General features: G+C 57.7%; 19 protein-coding genes, 1 tRNA gene and 1 riboswitch. Of the genes, 12 read left to right on the forward strand and 8 right to left on the reverse strand.

What is annotated here, in order from left to right:
• Positions 1–25 precede the first annotated feature (25 nt).
• Entirely contained in the window at positions 26–1,093 is a 1,068-nt protein-coding gene (locus G538_RS0104960) for a sensor histidine kinase (protein WP_029068453.1), read from the reverse strand.
• 75 nt (positions 1,094–1,168) lie between these two features.
• On the reverse strand, positions 1,169–1,915 hold the full coding sequence (locus G538_RS0104965; protein ID WP_051196605.1) for a response regulator transcription factor: 747 nt from the start codon (positions 1,913–1,915) through the stop codon (positions 1,169–1,171).
• Positions 1,916–2,107: 192 nt separating this feature from the next.
• Between G538_RS0104965 and G538_RS0104970 the strand changes: the two genes are divergently transcribed.
• The 3 genes from G538_RS0104970 to G538_RS17240 all read left to right on the forward strand — a co-directional run bounded on the left by G538_RS0104970 (position 2,108) and on the right by G538_RS17240 (position 6,565).
• Complete coding sequence (locus G538_RS0104970; protein ID WP_029068455.1) at positions 2,108–3,427, forward strand: hemolysin family protein; 1,320 nt, start codon at positions 2,108–2,110, stop codon at positions 3,425–3,427.
• Positions 3,424–4,488, forward strand: a complete 1,065-nt coding sequence (locus tag G538_RS0104975; protein WP_029068456.1) for a hemolysin family protein — start codon at positions 3,424–3,426, stop codon at positions 4,486–4,488. The genes G538_RS0104970 and G538_RS0104975 overlap by 4 nt, the downstream gene beginning before the upstream one ends.
• Positions 4,489–4,825: 337 nt before the next feature.
• Positions 4,826–6,565 carry a M15 family metallopeptidase gene (locus G538_RS17240; protein WP_051196584.1) on the forward strand — a complete coding sequence of 580 codons (1,740 nt, stop codon included), beginning with the start codon at positions 4,826–4,828 and terminating at the stop codon, positions 6,563–6,565.
• Between the two features lie 220 nt (positions 6,566–6,785).
• On the opposite strand, the gene adhE is transcribed toward G538_RS17240, so the two are convergent.
• Positions 6,786–9,551, reverse strand: a complete 2,766-nt coding sequence (adhE, locus tag G538_RS0104985; protein ID WP_029068457.1) for a bifunctional acetaldehyde-CoA/alcohol dehydrogenase — start codon at positions 9,549–9,551, stop codon at positions 6,786–6,788.
• 394 nt (positions 9,552–9,945) lie between these two features.
• Between adhE and G538_RS15165 the strand changes: the two genes are divergently transcribed.
• Together G538_RS15165 and pnuC are read left to right on the forward strand one after the other, a co-directional pair.
• A complete protein-coding gene (locus G538_RS15165) occupies positions 9,946–10,515 on the forward strand; it encodes a MarR family winged helix-turn-helix transcriptional regulator (protein ID WP_035833235.1) in 570 nt (189 codons plus the stop codon).
• A gap of 39 nt (positions 10,516–10,554) precedes the next feature.
• Positions 10,555–10,683, forward strand: a riboswitch (FMN riboswitch).
• A gap of 87 nt (positions 10,684–10,770) precedes the next feature.
• Complete coding sequence (gene pnuC, locus G538_RS0104995; protein ID WP_029068458.1) at positions 10,771–11,460, forward strand: nicotinamide riboside transporter PnuC; 690 nt, start codon at positions 10,771–10,773, stop codon at positions 11,458–11,460.
• A gap of 11 nt (positions 11,461–11,471) precedes the next feature.
• Here the strand turns inward: pnuC and G538_RS0105000 are convergent, their stop codons facing one another.
• Entirely contained in the window at positions 11,472–12,584 is a 1,113-nt protein-coding gene (locus G538_RS0105000) for a CDP-glycerol glycerophosphotransferase family protein (protein WP_029068459.1), read from the reverse strand.
• A complete protein-coding gene (locus G538_RS15170) occupies positions 12,581–13,741 on the reverse strand; it encodes a CDP-glycerol glycerophosphotransferase family protein (protein WP_051196585.1) in 1,161 nt (386 codons plus the stop codon). Before G538_RS15170 ends, G538_RS0105000 begins: the two co-directional genes overlap by 4 nt.
• Before the next feature lie 258 nt (positions 13,742–13,999).
• On the opposite strand from G538_RS15170, the gene G538_RS0105010 reads away from it, so the two are divergent.
• Positions 14,000–14,767, forward strand: a complete 768-nt coding sequence (locus G538_RS0105010) for a DeoR/GlpR family DNA-binding transcription regulator (protein WP_029068460.1) — start codon at positions 14,000–14,002, stop codon at positions 14,765–14,767.
• A gap of 141 nt (positions 14,768–14,908) precedes the next feature.
• On the opposite strand, the gene G538_RS0105015 is transcribed toward G538_RS0105010, so the two are convergent.
• Together G538_RS0105015 and G538_RS0105020 are read right to left on the reverse strand one after the other, a co-directional pair.
• Positions 14,909–14,981, reverse strand: a tRNA-Arg gene (locus G538_RS0105015).
• Between the two features lie 39 nt (positions 14,982–15,020).
• Positions 15,021–15,707: a FadR/GntR family transcriptional regulator gene (locus tag G538_RS0105020; RefSeq protein ID WP_029068461.1), complete on the reverse strand. Its 687-nt coding sequence runs from the start codon at positions 15,705–15,707 to the stop codon at positions 15,021–15,023.
• Between the two features lie 132 nt (positions 15,708–15,839).
• Here G538_RS0105020 and argS point away from each other — a divergent pair, with 132 nt between their 5' ends.
• A complete protein-coding gene (gene argS / locus G538_RS0105025) occupies positions 15,840–17,516 on the forward strand; it encodes an arginine--tRNA ligase (protein ID WP_029068462.1) in 1,677 nt (558 codons plus the stop codon).
• 11 nt (positions 17,517–17,527) lie between these two features.
• The gene (lysA, locus tag G538_RS0105030; RefSeq protein ID WP_084618094.1) at positions 17,528–18,919 is read left to right on the forward strand and encodes a diaminopimelate decarboxylase; all 1,392 of its coding nucleotides are present in this window, start codon (positions 17,528–17,530) and stop codon (positions 18,917–18,919) included.
• Here the strand turns inward: lysA and G538_RS0105035 are convergent.
• Positions 18,916–19,329: a hypothetical protein gene (locus G538_RS0105035; protein WP_029068464.1), complete on the reverse strand. Its 414-nt coding sequence runs from the start codon at positions 19,327–19,329 to the stop codon at positions 18,916–18,918. The genes lysA and G538_RS0105035 overlap by 4 nt on opposite strands.
• Positions 19,330–19,510: 181 nt before the next feature.
• Between G538_RS0105035 and G538_RS0105040 the strand changes: the two genes are divergently transcribed.
• From G538_RS0105040 to rho, 4 genes are all read left to right on the forward strand, one after another.
• The gene (locus G538_RS0105040; protein WP_029068465.1) at positions 19,511–20,812 is read left to right on the forward strand and encodes a homoserine dehydrogenase; all 1,302 of its coding nucleotides are present in this window, start codon (positions 19,511–19,513) and stop codon (positions 20,810–20,812) included.
• A complete protein-coding gene (gene thrC / locus G538_RS0105045) occupies positions 20,812–21,882 on the forward strand; it encodes a threonine synthase (protein ID WP_029068466.1) in 1,071 nt (356 codons plus the stop codon). Before G538_RS0105040 ends, thrC begins: the two co-directional genes overlap by 1 nt.
• A 6-nt stretch (positions 21,883–21,888) precedes the next feature.
• Positions 21,889–22,833, forward strand: a complete 945-nt coding sequence (thrB, locus tag G538_RS0105050; protein WP_029068467.1) for a homoserine kinase — start codon at positions 21,889–21,891, stop codon at positions 22,831–22,833.
• 318 nt (positions 22,834–23,151) lie between these two features.
• Positions 23,152–25,236, forward strand: a complete 2,085-nt coding sequence (gene rho, locus G538_RS0105055) for a transcription termination factor Rho (RefSeq protein WP_029068468.1) — start codon at positions 23,152–23,154, stop codon at positions 25,234–25,236.
• Positions 25,237–25,267 lie beyond the last annotated feature (31 nt).

Here is a 25,267-nt window from a genome sequence, read left to right on the forward strand (position 1 = left end):
CCGTCATCATATAGTTCTAGTGGTTCTATAACAAGGGGTTTTTTGGGATCCTGACTTGGATGTGTGCACCGCGTTGAGATTCCAACGCCCGAACGGCGCCGCCGTGGAGATCCACGGCCCATCGAACGATCGCTAGCCCGATGCCTGTTCCCCCGGATGTTGGGTGATTTACGCTCCGTGAGTTCGGGCCGCCGCGGGCGAACCGCTGGAAGATTCGTTCGCGGTCCTCCACTGCGATGCCTGGACCTTCATCAAGGAAATCGAAAATGATACTGTCCGCATCTTCGCGTGCTCTTACAGTCACCGTACCGCCATAGGGAGAGTGACGAATAGCGTTCTGAACAAGATTCGTGACAATCTGGCGCAGTCTTTCCGGGTCTGACGTAATAACGAGATCCCCAGGGTCCACATCAACGACAAATTCCAGTTGCTTTCCAGCCTCCAGCATTGTGAGCGCGCCGACGGCGTCTTCGAGAAAATCACCAACCTCAAACTCTGACGATCGCAGTTCAGCAGCGCCTGCTTCAATGCGTGAAAGGTCCAACAGGTAAGAAATTAGCCGTGACAAGCGTTCCGTCTGGGTGAGGGCTGTATTTAATGTCGCGGGTGTGGGTTCAACGACACCATCAACCAGGTTCTCCAATTGTGCGTGCAATGCCGCAACCGGGGTGCGCAACTCATGGGATACATTCGCTATGACGTCTCGGCGAATCTGGTCCGAGGACGCAATCTCCTCCACCATGGCGTTAAACGCCGTAGCAAGTTGCCCCACTTCATCGTGGCTTGTCGCCCTAACCCGTTGGGAATAATCACCTTCGGCCATTGCACTGACAGCAGCAGTCATCTCCCGCAGAGGCGAAGTCATGCCGCGAGAGATGAGGAGCGTGAAAGACAATGAAAAAATGATGGCCAAGGGGAAGGTTTTGGTGGGGCCCAAACTGTTACGTAAACCCAGCCAGGTGATCACGGCCGCTAATAGCACGGACACCACCACAATGACTGAGAGTTTGACCTTCAGCGATCGCGCTCGATCCAGCGGGCGGACATCGGGAATCGTTGCACGCAGCCGTGGGTGCTGGCGATTGTCAGACAAAAGGGGTACCTCAGATCGCGGGAACGTATCGCGGGTTTGTTAAGACGGGAGACATACGCGCCGTAGCGCCTTGTCTTAGATCCCTTCTGGTGGTTCGAAGGCATACCCCACGCCATGCACGGTGCGAATCAAATCAGCACCAAGTTTGCGGCGCAACGCTTTGATGTGAGAGTCAACAGTTCGGGTTCCGCTGGCGTCTACCCAATCCCACACTTCAGCGAGGAGACGTTCACGGGTCAGCACAGTCTTTGGTGCAGAAGCGAGCATGACCAGCAGGTCGAATTCTGTGGGGGTGAGGTGGATTTCCTCATCCATGCGGTAGACGCGCCGTTGGTCACGGTCGACAACAACGTCTCCCACTTCGATTTTGCTTTCTGCCGACGGAGTAGCAGAGACCTGAGCAGCGCGGTCAACGCGGCGCAGGAGTGCTTTAAGGCGAGCAACGAGCTCACGCATCGAGAAGGGTTTGGTCATGTAGTCGTCGGCGCCAACCCCCAATCCCACAAGCATGTCAGTTTCGTCATCGCGGGCAGTCAACATCAACACCGGGACAGGGCGTTCGGCTTGGATGCGGCGGCACACTTCAAGCCCATCGATGCCCGGAAGCATGACGTCAAGAACAACAGCGTCGGGTTGGAGGCGTGCGGCAGCGTCGACGGCTGATACGCCATCGCGTGCGACCTCGGTGCGCCAGCCTTCAGCGGTGAGGCGTTGCGCAATCGCGGTGGCGATGGCAGGCTCGTCCTCGACGATCAAAATTGTTGACACCGCACCGCCCGGACGCTGCGGGGAGGTTGCACTGTGCCCATGAGATAGTGACATACCAACACTGTGGCACAACTTCATGTGGTCTTGCTCGATTTTCGCTGGATAAATCCTGTGAAGTCTTGGTGCATGTTATGAGGCGTTGCCTCCATGCAACCTCCCACGCGGTGCCATAGAATCAAGCCACTATGACTGCAGACGGCATCTACCGCCCCACCACGTCCCACCCGCTGCGTCGAAAGGCACTGAGTGTCTGACTGGCTCGGTGTCCTCATCGGAGTAGCACTCACGGTGGGAACCGCAATATTTGTGGCCTCAGAGTTTTCGCTGGTCACCATTGATTCTGCAACCCTCGAACGCGACGATGCTCGCCCCCACTGGCGAGACCGAGCGCTAAGAACGTCCCTCACCCGCCTGTCAACAGAGTTGTCCTCATCCCAAGTGGGCATCACCCTGACAACAATTCTTCTGGGCTACACCGCTCAACCCGCACTTAATACGTTGCTCACCGGATGGTTCGGGGCAGCTGGTTACACCTCAGCCATAGCGTCAGTAGTCGCTGGGGTAGTTGCGTTCATCATCGTCAACGTGTTCTCCATGCTGTTCGGTGAACTCGTCCCCAAGAACTTCGCACTCTCCGCGCCCCTACCAACAGCGCGGGCCGTGGTGCCACTACAACGCATCTTCACCACAATCGCCAAACCCATCATTGTCACGCTCAACGGGTCCGCGAACGCGATCCTGCGCAAACTTGGTGTTGAGCCCCGTGAGGAACTATCAGGAGCGCGTTCCTCGACTGAACTAGCGTTTCTGGTGAAACGCTCAGCAGAACAAGGAACACTGCAAGACTCTGTCGCCCAACTCATCACCAACGCAGTGGAACTCGACTCCCTCGACGCCTCCGACGTGATGACGGACCGCACGCGCATCGTCGCACTCAACCGAGATGCCACCGCCCACGACGTCATTCTGCGCGCCCGCGACACCGGACACTCGCGATTCCCCGTCATTGACGAATCACGAGACAACATCCTGGGCCTTGTCCACCTGCGCAAAGCAATCGCTGTTCCCTATGAGCGCCGCGACAGTGTGCCCGCAGCAGCGATTATGGACGACGCCCCCCGAGTCCCAGAAACAGTGCGGCTAGGTCCACTCCTTGTGCAACTCCGTGACTTCGGCATGCAAATGGCTGTTGTCGAAGACGAATACGGTGGCACAGCAGGAATAGTCACCCTAGAAGACGTCATTGAGGAACTCGTCGGCGACGTCGCCGACGAACACGACCCACGGCGCGCAGGAGTGCTGTACGCAAGCGACGGATCATGGGCTGTGCCAGGCCACCTGCGACCAGACGAATTCGCCGAGCGAACCACCGTGCATCTACCGGAACACGCCGACTACGAAACCCTCGCAGGACTCATCATGAAAGAACTCGGGCGCATTCCACAAATAAGCGACAGTGTTACTGTCCATTCCTCTGATCAGTCCAGCACAGTACAACTCACCGTCGAAGCGATGGACGGCCGACGCGTAGACCGAATTCGCGTGCGTCGAACGGACACCCCATGAGCATCACCGTAGCTATAGGCATAGCGATAGCACTCCTGGCCGCAAACGCCTTCTTCGTTGGAGCAGAGTTTTCCATCTTGTCCTCCCGGCGATCAGCAATAGAACCCCTAGCCGCACAAGGAAACCGCCGCGCACAAACCGTCCTATGGGCCATGGAACACGTCTCCCTGATGCTCGCCGCATGCCAGTTGGGTATCACCGCTTGTTCCGTAGGACTTGGTGTCGTTGCAGAACCAGCCATCGCCCGGGCCGTAGAACCACTCCTTGACACCCTGCAGGTGCCACACAACCTCGTACACCCCATCGCGTTCGCATTCTCTCTCGCCCTCGTGGTGTACCTGCACGTTGTGGTGGGAGAGATGGTTCCCAAAAACCTCTCCGTAGCCAGCCCCGACCGGGCAGTCCTGTGGTTTGGGCCACCACTCGTGTGGTTCGCACGCATCGTGCGCCCCATCATCGTGGTACTGAACTGGTTTGCCAACCACGTTGTCGCCGCCACAGGTGTTCAACCCCGCGACGAAGTCTCCACCGCCTACACCGCTCAAGAAGTTCAATCCATCGTTGAACACTCTCAAGCCCAAGGGCTCCTCCACGACGAACAAGGCCTGCTCAGCGGGGCGCTGGAATTCTCCGAAAAAAAAGCACGGGACGTCATGATCCCGCTCGAAAAACTCACCACAACAGAGCAAGGCTCAACCCCCGCCGACATCGAAACTTTGGTCACCAAAACCGGATACTCCAGATTCCCCGTCACCCACGACGGCGCAATCGTTGGGTACCTCCACATCAAAGACATCCTCTTCGCTGACACCGGAACCATAGACAGTGCAATACGTCACGAACCAATCGCCCACTACCGTCACCGCGCGCTCGCAGTAGCCCGCCCCCACGACGACGTTGAAGACGCACTCTTAGCCATGCAACACTCCGGCGCCCACCTCGCTCGTGTCCTTGAGCACGGTGAAACCATCGGAGTGGTGTTCCTCGAAGACATTCTCGAAGAGCTGGTGGGGGAGGTGCGTGACGCCATGCAGCGTCCCCAATGGCGAGAAGCCCATTAACCGATAAACGCACCAATCAGCAAGACTTCACCACAGTGGCCCTCGCCCCATCGCACGATGCATCCCGGTGTGTCGCGCACCAGCGTGCGGATTCTGTGTCCTGTCAACACTCCTTGGGGTACTTCTCAGTGAACGAAGGGGTTGGAAAGGCAGGGCACCTTGGTTATGATCGGTAAACAACGCACCCCTGGACAGGGCGTTACCGCTGAATCAACTACGGTGTGTGCACCGCCAAAAAGCACACCTGTAGATCGTTGTGTTTCACAGCTCGCTGTGAGCGCATCGTGTTGGCCAGATGGTGCGTAGACCGCCCGTCAGGTAACCGAGGAGTCACGTCGTGGAAGAGCACAGAGAGGGATCCCCACTCCAGCCACCACTGACCCGACGCCAAATGCGTGAAGCAGCAGTGACTGCATCCGCCCCCGAATCCCACCCTGCGCAACGGGCTCACAGTGCCTCACCAGCACCAGTTGCGGCCCCACAGCCTCCCGCTGCCGCACCATCGACGCAAGGCCTCACCAGAGCGCAATTACGGGCCATGGAACGCTCCCAGATCGAAGCGACTCAACCTCCCGTGGTACCCGCACCACAAATGCGTCAGCGCACCACACCGTCGACGCCAGACACCAGTTCTGCGCTCGCGGAACTCCAGGCGCTCGCTGCTCAAACCTTTGTGACTCCGCAGCCACTGGCACCAAGTACGCCAGCAAAGATTCCTGCGATTACACGCGCTGAAGTTCGTACTCGGTCCGTTTCTTCGGCTCAAGAAGTCCCCACGTCTTATGAGAAGATGCTCGCGCAATCCGATGAGCACCTCCAGGAAGCACAGAACCTGGCCACGACAGCCCCAAGTACTCCATCTCCGGCGATGAGCCCAGCAGTTCCCATGGCAGCTTCTGTGCCGAGTGGTGATGACGACCGCAACGTTGCGGACATCGTCGCTGAAGTTAACGCTGTTGTTGCTCGGGTCGAAGCCGCGCTCGTCGCGCCAGACCCACACCCCAGCAAGCCAGTCCTTATTCTTGGTTCAGGCGGGACCGCCGCATCGCCAGCAGACACTGCCACTGGGGCATTCCCGCAAGCTGTCAGTAACGCACACAGCGCAAGCACCCCACACAGCATGGTCACTGCGCCGAGTGCCTTTTCACCTACGCCAGCACCATCATTCCTCTCGGTAGTGAGCCCTCAGTCGGCGCGTTCTGCGAACACACCACTGCGCGCCTCCAGCCCAGACAGTGCCTGCCACCAACCAGTGCGTTCCGCAGTATCACCAGCAATTGCGCAACCGCACGGGCATGTTCACCTCGACGGATTGTTGGCTCCCAGCACGTCCGTGGGAATCGACAAGCGTAAAACCAGCCGGGAACGCTCAACGCGCACTGGTTCAGGGTCGCAACGCTGGATGTCACGGTTTGCGGTGCTCGGATCAATTGCAGCAGCCACCATTGCTACCCCTATTCTGATGTCCGGCGCAGCCGAAGACACAGCGATTTTCGCAGACTCTGGCCCCGTTGAATACGGTGGACCAAGCACCGTTGATGTTGTGACTGCCGGTGCAGTGTCTGGCGCAGTTCCAGCGGGTATCGCCCAATCTGTCACCGAGGACCAGCGAGCCTACCTCGTGGCGTCACGCTCAGAGCAGCGTGAAGTGCTTGAGGGCTGCGACTCCGGAATTCGACCCAACGGCACCAACGGTCAGCTTGCCACAAGCACCCTGTGCCGTGTCATGAACAACCAGTACCTTCGGGCTGACGCAGCGGTTGCTCTTGCTGCTTTGAACGAGCAGTATCAAGCCCGTTTTGGGCACGCTATGTGCCTGACCGACGGATACCGGACGTTGTCTTCGCAGTACACCCTGAAAGCGACAAAGGGTTCACTGGCAGCTACCCCAGGGACATCCAACCACGGGTGGGGCTTAGCCATCGACATTTGTGCTGACTCCTACCAGGCGTGGGACAAGTGGAACTGGCTCAATGAAAACGGCCCAACCTACGGGTGGGCGCAGCCGGACTGGGCGTCACGTTCCTATGAGCCATGGCACTGGGAATTCACAGCCGGCGTTACTGAAATGTCCTAAGGCGTTTTCTCTGCCTCTTCTTTCTTTCCTTTCTGCGTAACACAGTACTTTCGTGCGCCCGCTGTAGGGTCATTCTTGTGGTGCGCGCGTGTACACGTCCTTGTGTCAATCTCACCCCCACACTGACCGATGCGGTGACGGGTGACTTTTATCTATGACAACGGCCGGTGGCCCAGGGCATATGCCCTGGGCCACCGGCCGTTACTCTGGAGCCGTTAACTCACTTGCGCTTGCCGCGAGTCTTGGTCTCCTGCTCAGGAACTGCCACAGTCTCCTCAGCAGTCTCAGTGGTGCCTGCAACCTCGGCAGCTTGAGCTGCGCGGCGGCGGGCCCGAACCTCAGAGAAGCTGGTGCCGTAGTAGGCGGCCTCAATGATGGTTTTCATGTCCTCAAGCATTGGCATACGTGGGTTCGCTGGTGCGCACTGGTCCTCGTATGCGCCCATGGCGATCTCGTCGAGGCGACCGATGAAGTCTTCCTCGTTGACACCCTGCAACTTGAAGGATGCGGGGATGCCCACAGCGTCACGCAGTTCTTCAACAGCCCGTGCGTAGGATTCCACGCCTTCTTCAGGGGTTGAGGCTGGGAGACCAAGATGCTGGGCGATCTCCTGGAAACGCTCTGGAGCGATGTAGTGCTCGTACTTGGGCCATGCGTTGAGCTTGGTGGGGATAGTTCCGTTGTAGCGGATCACGTGTGGCAAGTAGGTCGCGTTGGTGCGGCCGTGGACCAGGTGGAACGTTGACCCTGTCACGTGTGACATTGCGTGGACTATGCCCAGGAACGCGTTACCGAATGCCATACCGGCAATTGCGCCAGCGTTGTGCATCTTTTCGCGTGCCTTAACAACCTTGGTGTCCTTCGAACCAGGGCCACCCTTAACGCTCAGGGTGATGTTGTCGAAGATCAACTTGATGGCGTGCAGGGCAAGACCATCGGTGTAGTCGTTGGCGTATACCGAGACGTACGCTTCGGTTGCGTGGGTCAGCGCGTCGAACCCGGTGTCCGCTGCCAGGAAGTTTGGCATCATTTCGGTGAGGACTGGGTCAACGATGGCCACGGTTGGGGTCAGAGCGTAGTCCGCAAGTGGGTACTTCTTGCCCTTCTCTGGGTCAGAAATAACCGCGAATGGGGTCATTTCCGAGCCGGTTCCCGAGGTGGTGGGGATGCAGACGAGCTTGGCTAGGTTCCCAAGGTCAGGGAACTTGAAAGCACGCTTGCGGACGTCGAAGAACTTTTCCTTCATGTCCGAGAACTCGATGTCTGGGTGTTCGTACAGCAACCACATGACCTTTGCGGCGTCCATGGGGCTACCGCCACCGAGGGCGATGATGGTGTCGGGCTGGAAGTTGCGCATTTGAGCGGCACCTTCCTGCACGAAGGTCACGGTTGGTTCAGGCATCACGTTGTCGATGATTTGCAGTGCGATGCGGTTGCCTGGACGGCGGTTCAGGACGTCGAGGATTTTGTCGACAAAGCCCAGCTTGGTCATCGTTGGGTCGGTGACGATGGTGACGCGGTTGATGCCGCGCATGTCAGCCAGGTAGCGGATCGCGTTGGGCTCGAAGTACGTCTTGGCTGGAACCTTGAACCACTGGAGGTTGTTGTTCCGGCGTCCAATGCGCTTGATGTTCACGAGGTTAACCGCCGACACGTTGTTGGAGACAGAGTTGTGACCGTAGGATCCGCAGCCCAGGGTGAGGGATGGGATGAACGCGTTGTAGATGTCGCCGATACCACCGAGTGCTGATGGTGCGTTGGTGATGATGCGTACGGCCTTCACCCGAGTACCGAACTCGCGGATGATGTCTTGGTCTTCTGAGTGGATGGCACCGGAGTGGCCTAGTCCATCAAATTCCACCATTTGCTCGGAGAGGCGGATGCCCTCTTCGGCGCTCTCGGCGCGTAGTACGGCAAGAACTGGGCTGAGCTTCTCGCGGGAAAGTGGTTCGTTTGGTCCAACTTCGCTGATTTCGGCCAGGATGATGGAGGTGTCTTCTGGGACGCTGAAGCCTGCTTGCTCGGCGATCCATACTGGTGACTTACCAACCACAGTGGCGTTGAGCTTTGCTTCGCCGCAGTTGGCGCTGTTGGCGTTGACGCCGAAGATGAACTCTTCGAGCATCTTCTTTTCTGCGGGTGATGCGAGGTGTGCGTGGAGTTTCTTGAACTCCACCATGGCCTCGTCGTAGATGGGGGCGTCAAGGATGACTGCTTGCTCAGAGGCGCAGATCATTCCGTTGTCGAATGCCTTGGAAAGGACGACATCGTTGACAGCACGCTTGAGGCGGGCTGAGCGCTCGATGAACGCGGGGACGTTACCGGCGCCGACACCGAGGGCTGGCTTGCCACAGGAGTAGGCGGCGCGAACCATGGCGTTTCCGCCAGTTGCGAGGATCAGGGCAACGCCTGAGTGGTTCATCAGTGCGCTGGTTGCTTCCAATGATGGGTGTTCAACCCACTGGATGCAGTCTTCAGGGGCACCTGCTGCAACAGCTGCGTCGCGAACAACTTTGGCTGCTTCTACTGAGCAGTTCTGTGCTGAGGGGTGGAACCCGAAGACGATGGGGTTACGGGTCTTCAGGGAGATGAGAGCTTTGAAGATTGCCGTTGACGTGGGGTTGGTGACTGGGGTAACACCGCAGATAACACCAACTGGTTCAGCGATTTCGGTGATACCGGTGATTTCGTCGTGGCTGATGACACCTGCGGTACGCAGGGAGAGCATCGAGTTAGTGACGTGTTCACAAGCGAAGATGTTCTTCACTGCTTTGTCTTCGAAGACACCGCGGCCGGTTTCTTTCACAGCGGACAGTGCGAGGTCGCCGTGGACGCTGAGGGCAGCGACAGAAGCTTTTTTGACGATGTAGTCAACTGCTTCTTGGTCAAGCTTGAGGAATTCGTTGAGCGCTACTTGCGCTTTGGTGACGAGCGCGTGCACCTCCTGTTGTGCAGGAGTGTGGACGACGTTTTCTGTGGCAGTCATGGTGAGCCTCTCCAGAGGGGCGTTCTTACCGTTTTCTTTACTTCTTCAGACTAGCCCCCTGTGGCCTGACCACATAGGCCCAAACGTCCCATGATTTGTTTTGTTGCCAAAGAATTCTGTGACGCGCGTCGCCATGTCTCATGTGCCTGCACTAATACGCCGAAAACCCACAACGGGTGAAAAACATCCCCTGTGCAGACCGGGTGAAATGTACGAGAGAAGGCGAAACGTTGGCTTACCTGCCTCATTCCCACGGGGGCATGGCCGAATATGTAGGTAGAGTCCGGTTTTGCACTTTTTAGTTAACACCTGGTAGGTATGTGGCTTCTTCCAGTCGAAGGGACTCATACTGTGTGCATGAACTCGATGATGGCAAGAACAGTGAGGGCAAGCGATGGACCGCAGTGGTGGCATAACTGAGCATGAAGCAGAGGAATTGGCACGCGAGAGCGCTGAGTACCACGCGCAGGCCAGCCAGTACCGTGCACATCCTGTCGCTGAACTCATCCGCCTCGTCATGGAGTGGACAACTCCGGTCATGCTTCAATCATTTGTGGACCAGGCCGAACTCCGCATTGATGCGGTTGACCTCCCACACTTTTCGTTCTTTGCACGATATGAAAAAATGCACCCCTCAGAGCTTGCCCGTCTGCGAGGCATCGGACCCTCAGCAGTGTCAAAACTGGTAGCCCGGCTTGCTGCAGCAGAATACGTCGTCCGCGAGTCGGACCCGATGGACCGGCGAGCGAACTACATCGTGCTCGCTCCTCAGGGGCAGGCGGCGGCAACCCGATATTTCAAAGCTGCCCAACAACAACTTGATGCCGTTATATCTGACTGGACCCCGAAAGAACGAGAGACTTTTACCCGGCTTGTGCAAGGCATCAGTGCCCAGTGGGCCGCTTATACCGCTGACACTCGGTCAGGCGCTTTACCCAGTAGCTTGGATGAGTACGTCATCTAAGTCAGTTCACGTAAGATACTTCTGTGCGTGTAGTGCGCACATGTGCTCCGGGGTCGGTGAAAGTCCGAACCGGCGGTGATAGTCCGCGACCCGAACGAGGAACCTCGAACGGTTGAACCGGTGGAACTCCGGTACCGACAGTCAAAGTCTGGATGGGAGAAGCACACTAGCTCTGCTCTGCAGCGAGCCGATATACTCGCGCGCACCGGAGTACGAGTATGTCCTCCCCGACGGCACGTTCGGATATGGAGGAACATGACTGTCATCGAATGGCTATTTAACGCGCAACTGCACCTTGGCGATCAAAGCCTGCTGTGGCGGGAACTCATCGGTAATCTTTTTGGGTTAGCCTCCGCATTAGGCGGGATGCGGCGCAAAGTTTGGGCGTGGCCTGTTGGGATAGCGGGCAATATTTTATTGTTCACCGTTTTTATGGGATCCATTTTCCATTCCGCGCAACATGTGAACTTGCTAGGCCAAGCTGGCCGCCAAGTCATGTTCATCGCCGTGTCGATTTATGGCTGGCACCAGTGGAAAAGCCGCACAAGCGGCGCCGAAGCGCAAATAGTGCCGCGGTGGGCCTCTCGGAAAGAACGCCTTCTTCTGATCGTTGCGCTGGTTGGTGGGACCGCGATCTTGACACCGGCTTTCCGCGCATTGGGTTCATATGAGCCAGTATGGGCGGACGCCTGGATTTTCATGGGTTCCCTGCTTGCGACCTACGGCATGGCAAAAGGGTGGACTGAGTTTTGGCTCATCTGGGTTGCCGTGGACATCGTTGGTGTGCCGCTGCTGTTCTCAGCCGGGTACTACGCCACCGGGCTGATGTACGTGTTCTACGGGGTCTTCACGTTGGCTGGCTTCTTTGTGTGGCTCCGTGTGTCGCGCCAACGAGAACGCATGCTCAACGCTGCTGATCACTCCGCCTCGACACCCGTGAACTAACACTTCGACACTCAAGCACTGAGGGCGGTTTTCACCAGATGCTCAGTGCAGGTCCCATCAGGAGGAACAGAAACATACTGTGAGGCAAAACGCCGCAATCGAGTTTTGTCACCATCCCACGTTTCGAGGTGGTTCAGCAGGTCATCAAAGCTTCCCGCGATTGCTGAAGGGACCTCGGCGTCGAAGTCGATATAGAAACTCCGTTTTTCCTGGTAGTCCTCATAATCAGGGGCAAGAATAAATACCGGGACATCCGCAACGGCAGCTTCCAACATGATGGAAGAGTAGTCGGTCACCAAAAAGTCAGCGGCCGCTATCAATTCGAAGGCGCTGTGCCCTGCGTAGCGTACAGAGGTGGTATCAAGTGAACCTGCCAGCGCAACTGGGTGTGGTTTCGCGATGAGGTTGTACCCGCGCTGCGCGAAGTAGCGGTGAAGTTCATCAGCAGCAAAGTGCTGCCCCTTTTGGAAAGTTGGAGCAAAAAGAACTGTTGGTCGTTGCGCCAGTTCAGGGAAAAGCCGGTGTAAACGGCGACGCTGCTCGCCCATGTAGTGGGGATTTGCGAGGAGATCCACGCGGGGCAAAGGGTTGACGGCAACGTACTGTGTTGTGGTGTTGAACGCCTCCGCGAAGGCAGGAACGCAGGCCGGTGCACTGCACATGACGAGATCGTAGTTCTGGTGCATGCGCATGATGGTGGCGATCTCACTGCTGGATCCTTCTCCAGCATCGAGAATGGAGTACCCGAATCGCTTCAACGAACCTAGTGCATGCCATATTTGGATGATGGTGAGGCCGGGTTTGTGGCGGAGGAGAGAAACAGGGATGCAGTATGTGTCCACAATGACGATGCGTGAGGTAGCTATGTGCCGCATCTGGGTAAAAATGTGCCCCAAGTACCCCACTTTGCGTAGCACGCTGGTGTGAAACTCGTAGGTCAGAACCACCACGTCAGTGGTGGGGGACTGGCGGTGAAATTCCTGAACAAGGAGCTGGAAATCAATGGAGGGCGTGTTGCTTTGACGCGAAATCAGCGTGACTTTGTCGCGGCGACGTAACAGACGCATCGGCGCGTAAAGAACAGCAAGGACACCGCGGAGAAAATATGCGGCGTAGCGAATCAACGGCCTGCTCCCGCGCTGAGGAAAGGCATGATGAGTTGGTCGGTTACGCGACTGGTGGAGTGCCCGTCACATGCGCCGCAAAAGAAGTCGAGGAACTCGGCTTGGGCGTCACGGTCCCACCTGTCCATTTCAATGGCGGAAATTAACTCATCGTAGTTTCGTGCGACTGGCCCAAAAGTGTACCGCTCGTAGGGGTAGTAGAAGTCGCGGGAGGCAATATATTCTTCCAGGTCAGGGCAGAAGAATATCGTTGGTCGCCCAAGTAGTGCGTAATCAAAAATGATTGATGAATAATCAGTGATGAGTAGATCCGCTGCCATGAGTAGCGAGTTGGTGTCCGCGAAGTCACTGAGATCGCGGAACCGCGGGTCATCCTGAATGGCTGGGCGAGTAGTGACAAACGGGTGAGGTTTGTATCCGATAATCCAGTCAGGTCCCAACCGTGCCCCCAAATCTTCCCAATCAATCCACTCATGTGCATAGTGGGCGGTGAGTTGGCCGTTACCACGGAAAGTGGGGGCAAAAACGAGGAACTTTTTATTGTCAGGGATGTCCAGTTGGTCGCGCACTCGAAGTGACGTTCGAGTCACTGTTGCGGCATCAAAAAATGGGTCGGTACGCGGAACGCCGGTGGCGTGGACCCGGGATAGGTCAATCCCAAAAGCCTCAGCAAAGTTAGCTCGCACTGACGGTGCAGAAACTATTGCTGCAGTGTAATTGCGGTGTGTGCGTGACCCCGCAATGGGCCCACCGGGTTTACCAGAACGGGAGAATCCCATCGTTTTGAACGCCCCAGAGGCGTGCCACAGTTGGAGCAACTGAGTTTTAGAGCTGATGGGGATTTGGTAGATCATCGGGTAGAAATCGTCCAACACAATGACCTTGGCTGTTGCCATGAGCCGGCACAGGCGGATGCGTTCACGTAAGGGGAGGTGGTGGCGCAAACTCCGTTTGAGGACTGCCTCAATGTGGACACCGCGTTCGGTGAGTTCGTCATGGACCGCCGCCATGTTTCCCACAAGCCGGTCAGAAGACGTTGAGAGGAACAGGACCATGTCCCGTTGGCGGCGCACGACCCGAAAGAAAAGGTATCCGAGGATGTAAGGGGTCTGGCGCAGAGTCTGCAGGAGCGACTTCGCCGAATGGGGCTGTGGCATTCCGCCATTTTAACGTGTCTTTCCAGCGCTTTTTGTGGGGCGAATGTGATGACTCCACGGAGCAATGCGCAGGTCACGCGTTGCCCAAAGAGCTACCCCGGTTATACTGCCCATCAGCGGACATGCCAGCATGCGGGATCTGCAGCGCGCTGACCGCCGTAGAAACGGGAAACGCACTCGTGACTCTGGGGCGACTGCGTGTACGATCACATCGTGCAGCCCCACGAAACGTGCGGACTGGCATGTGAAAGGATCACGGTGTACGCGCAAGAACGACAACAAGCCATGGCGCAACTCGTCATGGCGCGCGGACGGGTTTCTGTCAGCGAACTCGCCCAAGAATTTTCTGTCACCTCGGAAACAGTCCGGCGAGACCTCAGCGCCTTAGAGCGCATGCGACTTGTCCGCCGCCTTCACGGTGGGGCAGTGCCCGCCGCATCACTGACAGTCATGGAAAGCGGACTCGACGAACGCGACTCCAGCAAAGCGCGCGAAAAAGAGCGCATCGCCCTCGCCGCAATTGAGCACCTACCACCCACCGGTGGCAGCATCGCCATCGACGCGGGCAGCACCACTGCGCGCCTCGCACATTTCCTTCCCCGCGACACCCACCTCACAGCCTTCACCCACGGGGTGCCCATCGCGGCTCGCCTCGCTAACTTGCCGCACATCGAACTGCACCTACTGCCGGGAAAAGTACGCACGACAACCCAAGCGGCAGTCGGTTCCTTCACCGTAGACGCCATTTCACGCCTGCACATTGACGTGGTCTTCCTCGGCACCAATGGCATCAGCCTCGACCACGGGTTCTCCACCCCAGACCCCGAAGAAGCAGCAGTCAAACGCGCACTTGTTGCCGCAGCCCGCACAGTGGTGATCCTTGCCGACACCGAAAAGTTCGGACGAGCAGCAACAGTGAACTTCGCTGCCCTCGAAGACGTTGATATTCTTATCACTGACGGCGAACACCCAACTGTGCCGCACGACGCGCTCGCGGAACGTGGAATCACTGTCATCGTTGCGTGACCGCCAGCCCTACTTAAAGGCTTACGAACAATCTGAGAGGCAACAGTTATAGCGACTCTCACCTAGGTGGTCACGCAACACGCACACACGCAACAAAGGAGGGGCGAGACATCTGAGATGTCTCGCCCCTCCTTCTGTGGGTGCCCTCGATAGGATTCGAACCTACGACCTTCTGCTCCGGAGGCAGACGCTCTATCCCCTGAGCTACGAGGGCAGGCAACCGCGTATCAGAATACCAGCATGTCAGGGCTCGTCACGCATCGAGCGCCACTGATGTGTCGCGTCTCTCAATATAGTGATCGATGTATCCGGCCATCTCTTCCATGGCGAGGTATTGATCACCCAAAATAATGGCTTCCACGAGGTCATCGTGGTCGTCGTTGGTGTGTGCTGACACGATGTGTTCCACGTTGCGCCGAATGTTTTGGCTCACTGCTTCAAGTAGTCCTTCGTACAGTGAGGCAAGAACAGGGTTGTGTGCCGCGCGCGTGACGGCGGAGTGCAACGCAACGTCGGCGTCAACCATGAGGTCGACGTCACCGGAGGAAAATGCTGCTTGGCGGGCAGCGTTTGTATCGCGCAGTAACTGAATGTCAGCTGGGGTTCGCCGTTGGGCTGCCAGGCGCGCAGCTTCCACTTCAAGACTGCGGCGCACCTCAAGAATGTGCTGGTAGTTGGCGTCTTCGAGGTGGCGCCCCATTGCCTGGCTCATTTCCGATGTGGAACGAACGTATGTCCCTGAGCCTTGCCGGCGGGTAAGTAAACCGGCATGGACAAGCGCCTGAACAGCCTCACGTACCGTGTTTCGCCCGACCCCAAGGAGTTGGGTGAGGTCAGGTTCCGTGGGGATGCGTTCGCCAACCGCCCACTCTCCGGAACGGATGCGAGCGCGCAGAGCAGCAACAGCTTGCTCAATAAGGTTGGAACGTTGCGTCGTCATGCGTGCCTAGTTTCTTGTGACTCACGTGAGCGCGACATTGAGCTCACAACCATTGATCTGCTCATTAGCCTAGCGTGTCCGGCAGGCGTGCGGTAATGACGCAAGGCCTACTACAGCAGATAGAATCGGTGGGTGACTCCTGAAGAACTCTCCCACGCATTGCACACCGCCCTTACTGCAGCGATCAATGACGGTGCTTTACCGTTGCCGCTTGATCAGTTGCCTGAGTCTATTCATGTTGAGCGACCCCGTCAGCGTGAGCATGGTGATTGGGCGACGAACATTGCGATGCAGTTGGCGAAGAAGGCGGGAATGGCTCCGCGTCAGTTCGCTGAAGTTCTTGCGCAGCGTCTGGGGCAGGCTTCTGGTGTGGCACGCGTTGATATTGCTGGGCCTGGGTTCCTCAATATTGTTCTTGATAAGGCTGCCGCTGGTGAGTTGGCGCGCAGTATTGTGCAGGCTGGCTCGGGGTATGGCCGTTCCACGGCACGTGCTGGTCGCAGCATTAACTTGGAGTTTGTGTCAGCGAACCCTACTGGGCCAATCCACATTGGTGGTACCCGGTGGGCTGCTGTTGGTGATTCGCTTGCTCGTATTCTCAGTGCGACGGGTGCGGATGTGACTCGTGAGTATTACTTCAATGACCATGGCGCGCAGATTGATCGTTTTGCTCGGTCGTTGTTGGCTGCTGCTCGTGGTCAGGCTGTTCCTGAGGATGGTTATGGCGGGCAGTACATTCATGACATTGCTGCCGCTGTTCTTCGCCTTGCGGAAGCTGAGGGTGTTGATACCACGGCTCTTGGCGACGCCGATGCGCAGGAGTTTTTCCGTGCGCGCGGTGTTGATCTCATGTTTGAGGAAATCAAAGAGTCGTTGCACAACTTTGGTGTGGAATTTGATGTGTTTTTCCACGAGAACCACCTGTATGAGACTGGTCAGGTGGAGCGGGCTATCGCGCGGTTGCGCGAGCTTGGGCATATTTTTGAGTCTGAGGGGGCAACCTGGTTGCGCACCACTGACTTTGGGGATGACAAAGACCGTGTGGTGCTGAAGTCTGATGGGGATGCCGCGTACATTGCCGGTGACATCGCCTATTACCTCGATAAGCGTGAGCGTGGCGCTGATGAAGTGGTCATGATGTTGGGTGCTGATCACCACGGTTACATTGGCCGCCTCATGGCGGTGTGTGCTGCGTTTGGTGACACTCCGCATAAGAACCTTGAGGTGCTTATTGGGCAGATGGTTAACCTCGTGAAGGATGGCGAACCGTTGCGCATGTCTAAGCGTGCGGGCACGGTGGTGACGCTGGAGGATCTTGTGGAGATCGTCGGTGTGGACGCTGCCCGCTATTCTTTGGCGCGTTCCTCAGTTGACCAGTCCATTGATATTGATCTTGACGTGTTGGCTAAAGCGTCCAATGAGAACCCTGTGTTTTACGTACAGTACGCCCACGCGCGGACTGCGAATGTTGCCCGTAATGCTGAGGCCGCCGGTGTGCGTCGTGATGATGCTTTTGATCCGTCAACGTTGGATCACGCCACGGAAACAGAGTTGCTGGGCCGCTTGACTGAGTTCCCTCGTATTGTTGAGCAGGCTGCGCAGTTGCGCGAACAGCACCGGGTGGCTCGCTACGCGGAGGCGTTGGCTGGTGCGTACCACAAGTGGTACGGCGAGTGCCGGGTGACCCCACTATCCGGGGAGTCTGTCACGGATCAGCACCGCACCCGTCTATGGCTCAATGATGCTACTGGGCAAGTTTTGCGTAACGCTCTCGACCTCCTCGGGGTTTCTGCCCCCGAGCGCATGTAAGGACAGTACCTGTGACTTTCCCCGTAACGGCCGATGCACCGGTCAGCGAACGTGAAGCCCTCTCCGCGCATGTGTGGCCCGCGACTGCGCGCCTCGTGGACGGTGAGCTTCACGTTGCTGGTCTGCCTGTGAGTGAACTTGCTGGCGAACACGGAACTCCCACATTCTTTTTGGATGAGCAAGATTTCCGCGAACGCGCCAAGCGTTTTGTGTCGGCATTTCGGCAGGCTTTTTCTCCTCTTGGTGTTGAGGTTGATGTCTACTATGCGGGCAAGTCTTTCCTCTCGGTTGCGGTTGCCCGGTGGGCGCACGAGGAAGGGCTGCGCATTGATACTGCGTCAGGTGGCGAACTTGCTGTAGCGGAACGTGCGGGGATCGCAGGGGAGGACATCGGGCTGCACGGCAATAACAAGTCCGATGCGGAAATTCGGCGGGCCATTTCGGGGCGCGTTGGGAGAATTGTTATTGATTCCCTCGATGAGATTGAGCAGATTGTTGCTTGTGCCACGTCGTTGGGGCGGGGGGCGCAGGACCCAGTTCCCGTGATGGTGCGGGTAACTACCGGCATTCATGCCGGTGGTCATGATTTCATTGCCACTGCACGCGAGGACCAAAAGTTTGGGCTTTCCCTTGCTGGCGGTACAGCGTTGGAGGCGCTGAGCCGAGTGTTGGACCACCCGGAGTTGCACTTGCTGGGTGCCCACGCGCACATCGGTTCTCAAATTCAAGATGCCACTGCTTTTGAACTGAACGCCCGCAAAATGTTGACGTTGCGTGCTGATCTGCACGCCCAGCGTGATTACCTGATGCCAGAACTTGACCTTGGTGGTGGCTACGGCATTGCCTATACCCCCAGCGAAACACCCATTGACGTGCCGGACCTTGCTCAACGGTTGGCGGACACCATCGCAGGTGTTGCCAAGGAACTGAACACCTCAGTGCCGCGGTTGTCTATTGAACCTGGCCGTTCCGTGGTTGGGCCAGCCATGATCACCGTGTACCGGGTGGGGGTCGTGAAACCAGTGGTGACGGAGGAAGGCTTTACGCGCCTGTACGTGTCAGTAGATGGGGGCATGAGCGACAACATTCGCCCCGCACTGTACGGAGCGCAGTACACTGCGCGCCTCGCGAACCGTGCAGGTGACAGTGCTGGAGCTCTCGCCCGCGTTGTGGGTAAGCACTGTGAATCGGGGGACATCATCCTTGATGAAGTGATCATGCCTGCCGACATTCGCCGCGGTGACCTCATTGCGGTCGCGGCAACCGGCGCATACAACCGGTCCATGGCGTCGAACTACAACAACCTTTTGCGTCCACCAGTTGTTGCTGTGCGGGACGGGGTGGCGCGGGTGATCGTGCGACGCGAAACTGAAGACGACCTGCTCGCCACTGACTGCGGTTAGGCGATATCGGGATCTGGTGGTTCAAGGGATAGGGGAGTGCGAAGGTCCTCTAATTCGGGATGTTCCCCGGTGGTCCACACCACCTCAACGGAGGTCACGATGCCACCCGCGTGCCACAGCAGCACATGGGGTGGGTCCTCCTCGGCGGGAGAGTGTGGGTCATGGAGTTCAGTGGAGTCGAGAAACGTTTCAAACACCAATGGACTATCAAGGCGAGCAAGGCGCGCCCGAGAGATATCGGTGACTGTCTGATCTGATGACACCGCAATGTCAAAACAGATAGGGCACTCCTCATTCACCACAAGGGCGTCCTCGAACTGTGCAGACAATGCGGGGTGCAAATCGCCGCTGGCCTGAACAATTGCGTCAAGAAGAGCCTGCTGCTCGGTGGTTGGTCGAGTCAATGCCATGAAGTCAAGGTATGTCCCACAGCCCGCTCCCGCAACGCCACTGCCTTGCGATCAGCGCGGATGGGTGGATTTTCGTCCGGTTACTGAACGCATCGCTTCTTCGCACCTACCCGCGGCTATTGTTGGGTGAGGAACGTCAGAACCACGTCATTGTCCGGCTCGATGAGGGAAGGTGGCATTCGTGCCCACTCAGGATCAACAAGGCGCTCTCCAGGTCGCGCTACTCGGCTGCGGTGTTGTGGGAACCCAAGTGGCACGCATCCTTCTTCAGGAGAAGGACTCCCTGACCCGGCGCGTCGGAGCGCAACTCAACGTGCTCGGAATTGCTGTGCGCTCGCTCGACACCGAACGTGACGCTGTCATTCCCCGCGACCTACTCACCACCGACGCCCACGCTTTAGTGGAACAAGCAGACATCGTTGTTGAAGTCATGGGCGGCATCGAACCCGCTCGAGAACTTATCGACCACGCTCTACGCCACGGAGCATCGGTAGTCACTGCCAATAAAGCGCTACTCGCACAGCACGGCCCATCACTGTATGAAACCGCCTCCCACCACGAGGTAGACCTGTCCTACGAGGCCGCAGTAGCCGGGGCCATCCCCATCATTCGCCCAATTCGCGAATCGCTAGCAGGGGACAACATCACACGCGTGCTGGGGATCGTCAACGGGACAACAAACTATGTCCTAGACCAAATGACCCGTCACAACCTCGACCTCGACACTGCAGTGCGTGACGCTCAACGCCTCGGCTATGCCGAAGCTGACCCCACCGCAGACGTTGAAGGGCACGACGCCGCCGCGAAAGCAGCCATACTTGCCTCACTTGCCTTCCACACGCGAGTCGCACTCGACGACGTCGCCTGCGAGGGAATCACCCACGTCACCGCACAAGACGTCGCTTGGGCTGCCCGCAGCGGTCATGTCATTAAACTCCTAGCAATCTGTGAACGCACCCCCGCTGGTGTCGCAGCACGAGTCCACCCAGCACTTGTCCCACTCAGCCACCCACTGGCAAGCGTAGGAGACGCCTTCAACGCAGTGTTCGTCGAAGCAGAAAATGCCGGGCCGCTCATGTTCTACGGCCAAGGTGCAGGTGGCGCACCCACCGCATCGGCGGTCATGGGAGACCTCGTCACAGCAGCCCGCAACCGGGTCCTTGGTGCCCGCGGTGCAGGGGAATCAGCCGCAGCAAACCTGACCCTCCTCCCATCAGGAGAAGCACTCACCAGGTACCAAATGAGGCTCAGCGTACTCGACCAACGTGGGGTACTCGCACAAATCGCGGATGTCTTCGCGAAACACGAAGTCTCCATCGAAACAGTCACGCAAGCGGTGCGTGAAGACAAACCCGGCTACGCCTACCTGGTTGTTGCCACCCATACGTCCCGCGAGTCAGCGCTCGCCGGCACAGTTGAGGCATTAAAACCTCTCGCCGCCGTGGATGAAGTCATGTCTGTTCTACGAATTGAAGGATCCTAATGGCGCACGTGTGGCAAGGCATTATTGCGGAGTACTCTGACTTCCTGCCAGATCACCTGAAAACCAACATTGTCACTCTAGGTGAGGGCGGCACACCGTTAGTTCCCGCACCAGCGCTGTCAGCAGCCACCGGAGCAACCGTGTACCTCAAGGTGGAAGGCATGAACCCCACAGGGTCGTTCAAAGACCGTGGCATGACCACCGCAATGTCTGCAGCTGCCGCCAACGGGGCTAAAGCCGTGGTGTGCGCGTCAACGGGGAACACCTCAGCTTCCGCTGCTGCCTACGCAACCCACGCGGGGATGGTCTGCGCGGTACTGGTGCCCGAAGGAAAAATTGCGATGGGTAAACTCTCCCAAGCAATTGCTCACGGAGCGCAACTGCTTCAAGTCGACGGCAACTTCGATGACTGCTTGGTGGCAGCGCGCAAACTAGCAGAGTCATACCCGGTCGAACTCGTGAACTCTGTGAACCCTGACCGTATTGAAGGCCAAAAAACAGGATCATTTGAGGTTGTCGATGTGCTAGGCGACGCCCCCGACATTCACGCACTACCCGTCGGTAATGCCGGGAACATCACCGCGTACTGGAAGGGCTACCAGGAGTACCACGCTGCTGGGCACGCAACCCACACCCCAGCGATGTGGGGATTCCAAGCAGCAGGCGCATCCCCTATTGTGGCTGGTCACCCATTCGATGAACCAGAAACTATCGCAACCGCGATCCGCATTGGGAACCCCGCTTCCTGGGACAAAGCTATCGAAGCGCGCGACACGTCAGGTGGTGTCATCGAGGCAGTCACTGATGAGGAAATCCTTGCCGCGCATCGGATCCTGTCAGCAGACGTCGGTGTTTTCGTGGAGCCAGCTTCAGCAGCGGGTGCTGCAGGCGTGCTGAAAAAAGCTCGCGCTGGTGAAGTGCCTGCCGGGGCAACCATCGTTATTACAGTGACCGGGCACGGACTCAAAGACCCAGCGTGGGCGTTGCGCACAGAAGACGGCAGCGACGTCACGCCACAACGCGTCACAGCAGATGTTGTCTCCATCGCACAGGCCTTGGGGCTGAGCTGATCCCTCATGAGAATCGTTGCCGACGCCGTTAAAGTCACTGTTCCCGCGACCAGCGCCAATCTTGGCCCAGGTTTTGACGCCCTAGGGCTCGCATTGGACTGGCATGACGAACTGACCGTCTACGCACTGGGGAACAGTGATGTCACCGTCGATATTGACGGTGAAGGCGCAGATGAGGTCCCGCGCGACGCGTCACACCTGGTAGCTGCCACAATTCGACGTGCCCTTGACCATGTGGGCGCCTCGCAAACGGGCTTGCGTCTCGTTGCTCGAAACACGATTCCACACGGGCGGGGATTGGGGTCATCGGCGGCTGCTGTCGTTGCAGGTTTGTTTGCCGCGCGAGGGTTCATTTCGGACCCCGAGGCGCTCAGCGACGATGTCATCCTCAATTTGGCAACTCAGATTGAAGGCCACCCTGATAACGCTGCTCCAGCGATCCTTGGTGGGGCCACAACCGCGTGGATGACCGCCCATGACCAACCGTGCGCTGCGCAACTGCGACTTCACGCAGATCTACAGCCCACCGTTATTGTTCCCACCACACGCCTATCCACTCACCGGGCGCGGGGAGTTCTCCCCCCAGCGGTCGCTCACGCAAACGCCGCATTTAACGTTGGCCGTAGCGCGTTATTGGTCCATGCCATGGCGGAAAACCCAGACCTCCTCTTTGACGCTACCGAAGATAAGCTGCACCAGGAGTTTCGTTCAGGCGTTATGCCTCGCTCATGGGAACTGATCCGTGCCCTACGTCGTCGAGGTCTTGCCGCCGTTGTCTCGGGAGCGGGGCCAACAGTCTTGGTCCTGCACACAAAAAATGCAACGCACGTGGTCAGCGACCATATTACTGAGGCTCTTGAAGAGATCACTGAGGGGCACAGCGACCAATGGCTTGTCCGCTCACCACACATCGACTACACCGGGGCACGGGTGGAGCGCATCACACCGTAAAGCGTCGGCCGCGTTATCTTGACGACTGGTGATATAGTGGCACTTAGTTCTTGACGCACTCACAGTGCCAGGGTTGTAACTCACTGTTACCCGATGTCTTCATCGCTTGACTGATCATCCCGGCAGCGTTTCTCCCATCGAGCACTTCTGCTCAACCCACAATTACTGACATCGCGATGATGTTCTTTGTGTGTTCCGTGAGAGACCTTTCTGTGAGCGTCGCGGTAAGAAACTTCCTAGTTATCCCGCATAGCCTTGCTGCTGTGCACATCCGCCCACGACTCATACGAGAGTCATGACGAGGGGGAAGGGTCCTTCGTGTCACAAACCACCCCAGAAAAATCGCGTGCTTCATCAGGCGCGCTCACCAGCCTGCGGCTCCCCGAGCTGCAGGGTATTGCCACGCAACTCGGAGTCCGTGGAATTTCCAAAATGCGGAAGAGTGATGTGATCGCAGCGATCGAGCAAGCGCAAGGGAGCGCACCGAAAAAGGCTGCGAACAACTCCGGATCTTCCGAGCGGGCACCACGTCGCTCCACAAAGTCTGAGGCACCAGCTCCTGCTCAACAAGGCGATAGCACGCCAGAGAAACCGGCCGCTGAGAAGCGAGCCGACAACGAGACAGCCTCAGAAGCCCCCAAAGCTTCATCCCAGCGCTCTTCATCAGATTCTCGCCGCCGCAACAACCGGTCAGCAGATCGCCAGCAGGACAGCCGTTCCCAGGCTCCAACGCAAGACGCACCAACAACTACCCCCCGCGATGCTGGGGAGGACCGTTCACCTGCTGCAAGCTCATCCAACGCAGCTGTGATCGGAGATTTCGAAATCAAACTTCCAGAACCTGGTGACAATGACCGTCGCCGCGACCGCCGAGGTGGGCGCGACAACCAAGAGTCTGAGGGTCGTAACCGCAACCGCAACCGCGACCGTGACCGGCAGCGCGACACCAACGATTCCACAGATGGCAATGACCGTCAGCGTGACCGATCCTCTGGCAACCAAAACCAAAGCCAAAATCAGGGTCAAAACCAAGGCCAAGGCCAAGGCCAAGGAAACAACCGAGACACACGCGACTCCTTCTCCGACGATGATGACCGGTCAAACCGGCGGCGTCGTGGGCGCGATCGCCACCGTGACCGTGACCGGGACCGGGACCGCCAGGGTGACCGCAAGCGCAACAACCGTCGCAACAACAACGACATCGCCTTTGACGACACCGATGTGTCAGAAGACGAAGTACTGATTCCAGTAGCGGGAATCCTCGATGTTCTCGACAACTACGCTTTTGTGCGCACCACCGGGTATCTGCCCGGGCCAAACGACGTGTATGTCTCCTTGGGGCAAGTGAAGAAGTCCGGTTTGCGCCGCGGCGATGCGATCACTGGTGCGATTCGTCCCCCTCGTGACGGCGACAACAATGCACGTCAGAAGTTCAACGCTTTGGTGCGACTGGATACAGTCAACGGCTTGGCTCCAGAAGAAGCGCGGAACCGACCAGACTTCAACAAGCTCACCCCGCTGTACCCCAACGAACGCCTCCAGTTGGAAAACGCTGACTCCAACCGTCTAGCGCCACGCATCATCGACATCCTTGCCCCCATCGGTAAGGGCCAACGTGGATTGATTGTTGCTCCGCCTAAGGCCGGTAAAACAATTGTCATGCAGCAGATCGCCAACGCGATCTCCATGAACAACCCAGAGGTTCACCTCATGGTTGTCCTAGTGGACGAGCGGCCAGAAGAAGTCACGGACATGGAACGCACCGTGAACGGTGAAGTCATTGCCTCGACGTTCGACCGCCCAGCAACTGACCACACCATCGTCGCTGAACTCGCCATTGAGCGGGCAAAGCGCCTGGTTGAGCTTGGTCAAGATGTTGTTGTTCTCCTGGACTCCATTACTCGTTTGGGTCGCGCATACAACCTGGCAGCCCCTGCCTCAGGTCGTATCTTGTCCGGTGGTGTCGATGCCGCAGCACTGTACCCACCCAAGAAGTTCTTTGGAGCTGCTCGTAACATCGAACACGGTGGGTCATTGACGATTTTGGCGTCAGCCCTCGTGGAAACCGGATCCAAAATGGACGAGGTCATCTTTGAGGAGTTCAAAGGCACCGGGAACATGGAATTGCGCCTGTCTCGCCAATTGGCCGAGAAGCGCATCTTCCCCGCAATCGATGTCTCCGGTTCCGGAACCCGCCGTGAAGAACTGCTGGTCCGCCCAGACGAACTCAAGGTCATGTACAAGTTGCGTCGGGTACTACACGCTTTGGAACAGACACAAGCAGTTGAACTACTCATCAAGAAACTCAAGGACCACCCGCGGAATATTGAGTTCCTCTTGTCTGTTCAAAAGACAACGCCAGACTCTCTAGCCGATCTTCGCGGCGACGAGCACGAAGTCTAATCCCTGTTCGGGATGTCACAGAATCTGCCCG

Source organism: Jonesia quinghaiensis DSM 15701, assembly GCF_000423205.1.
Classification (GTDB): domain Bacteria; phylum Actinomycetota; class Actinomycetes; order Actinomycetales; family Cellulomonadaceae; genus Jonesia; species Jonesia quinghaiensis.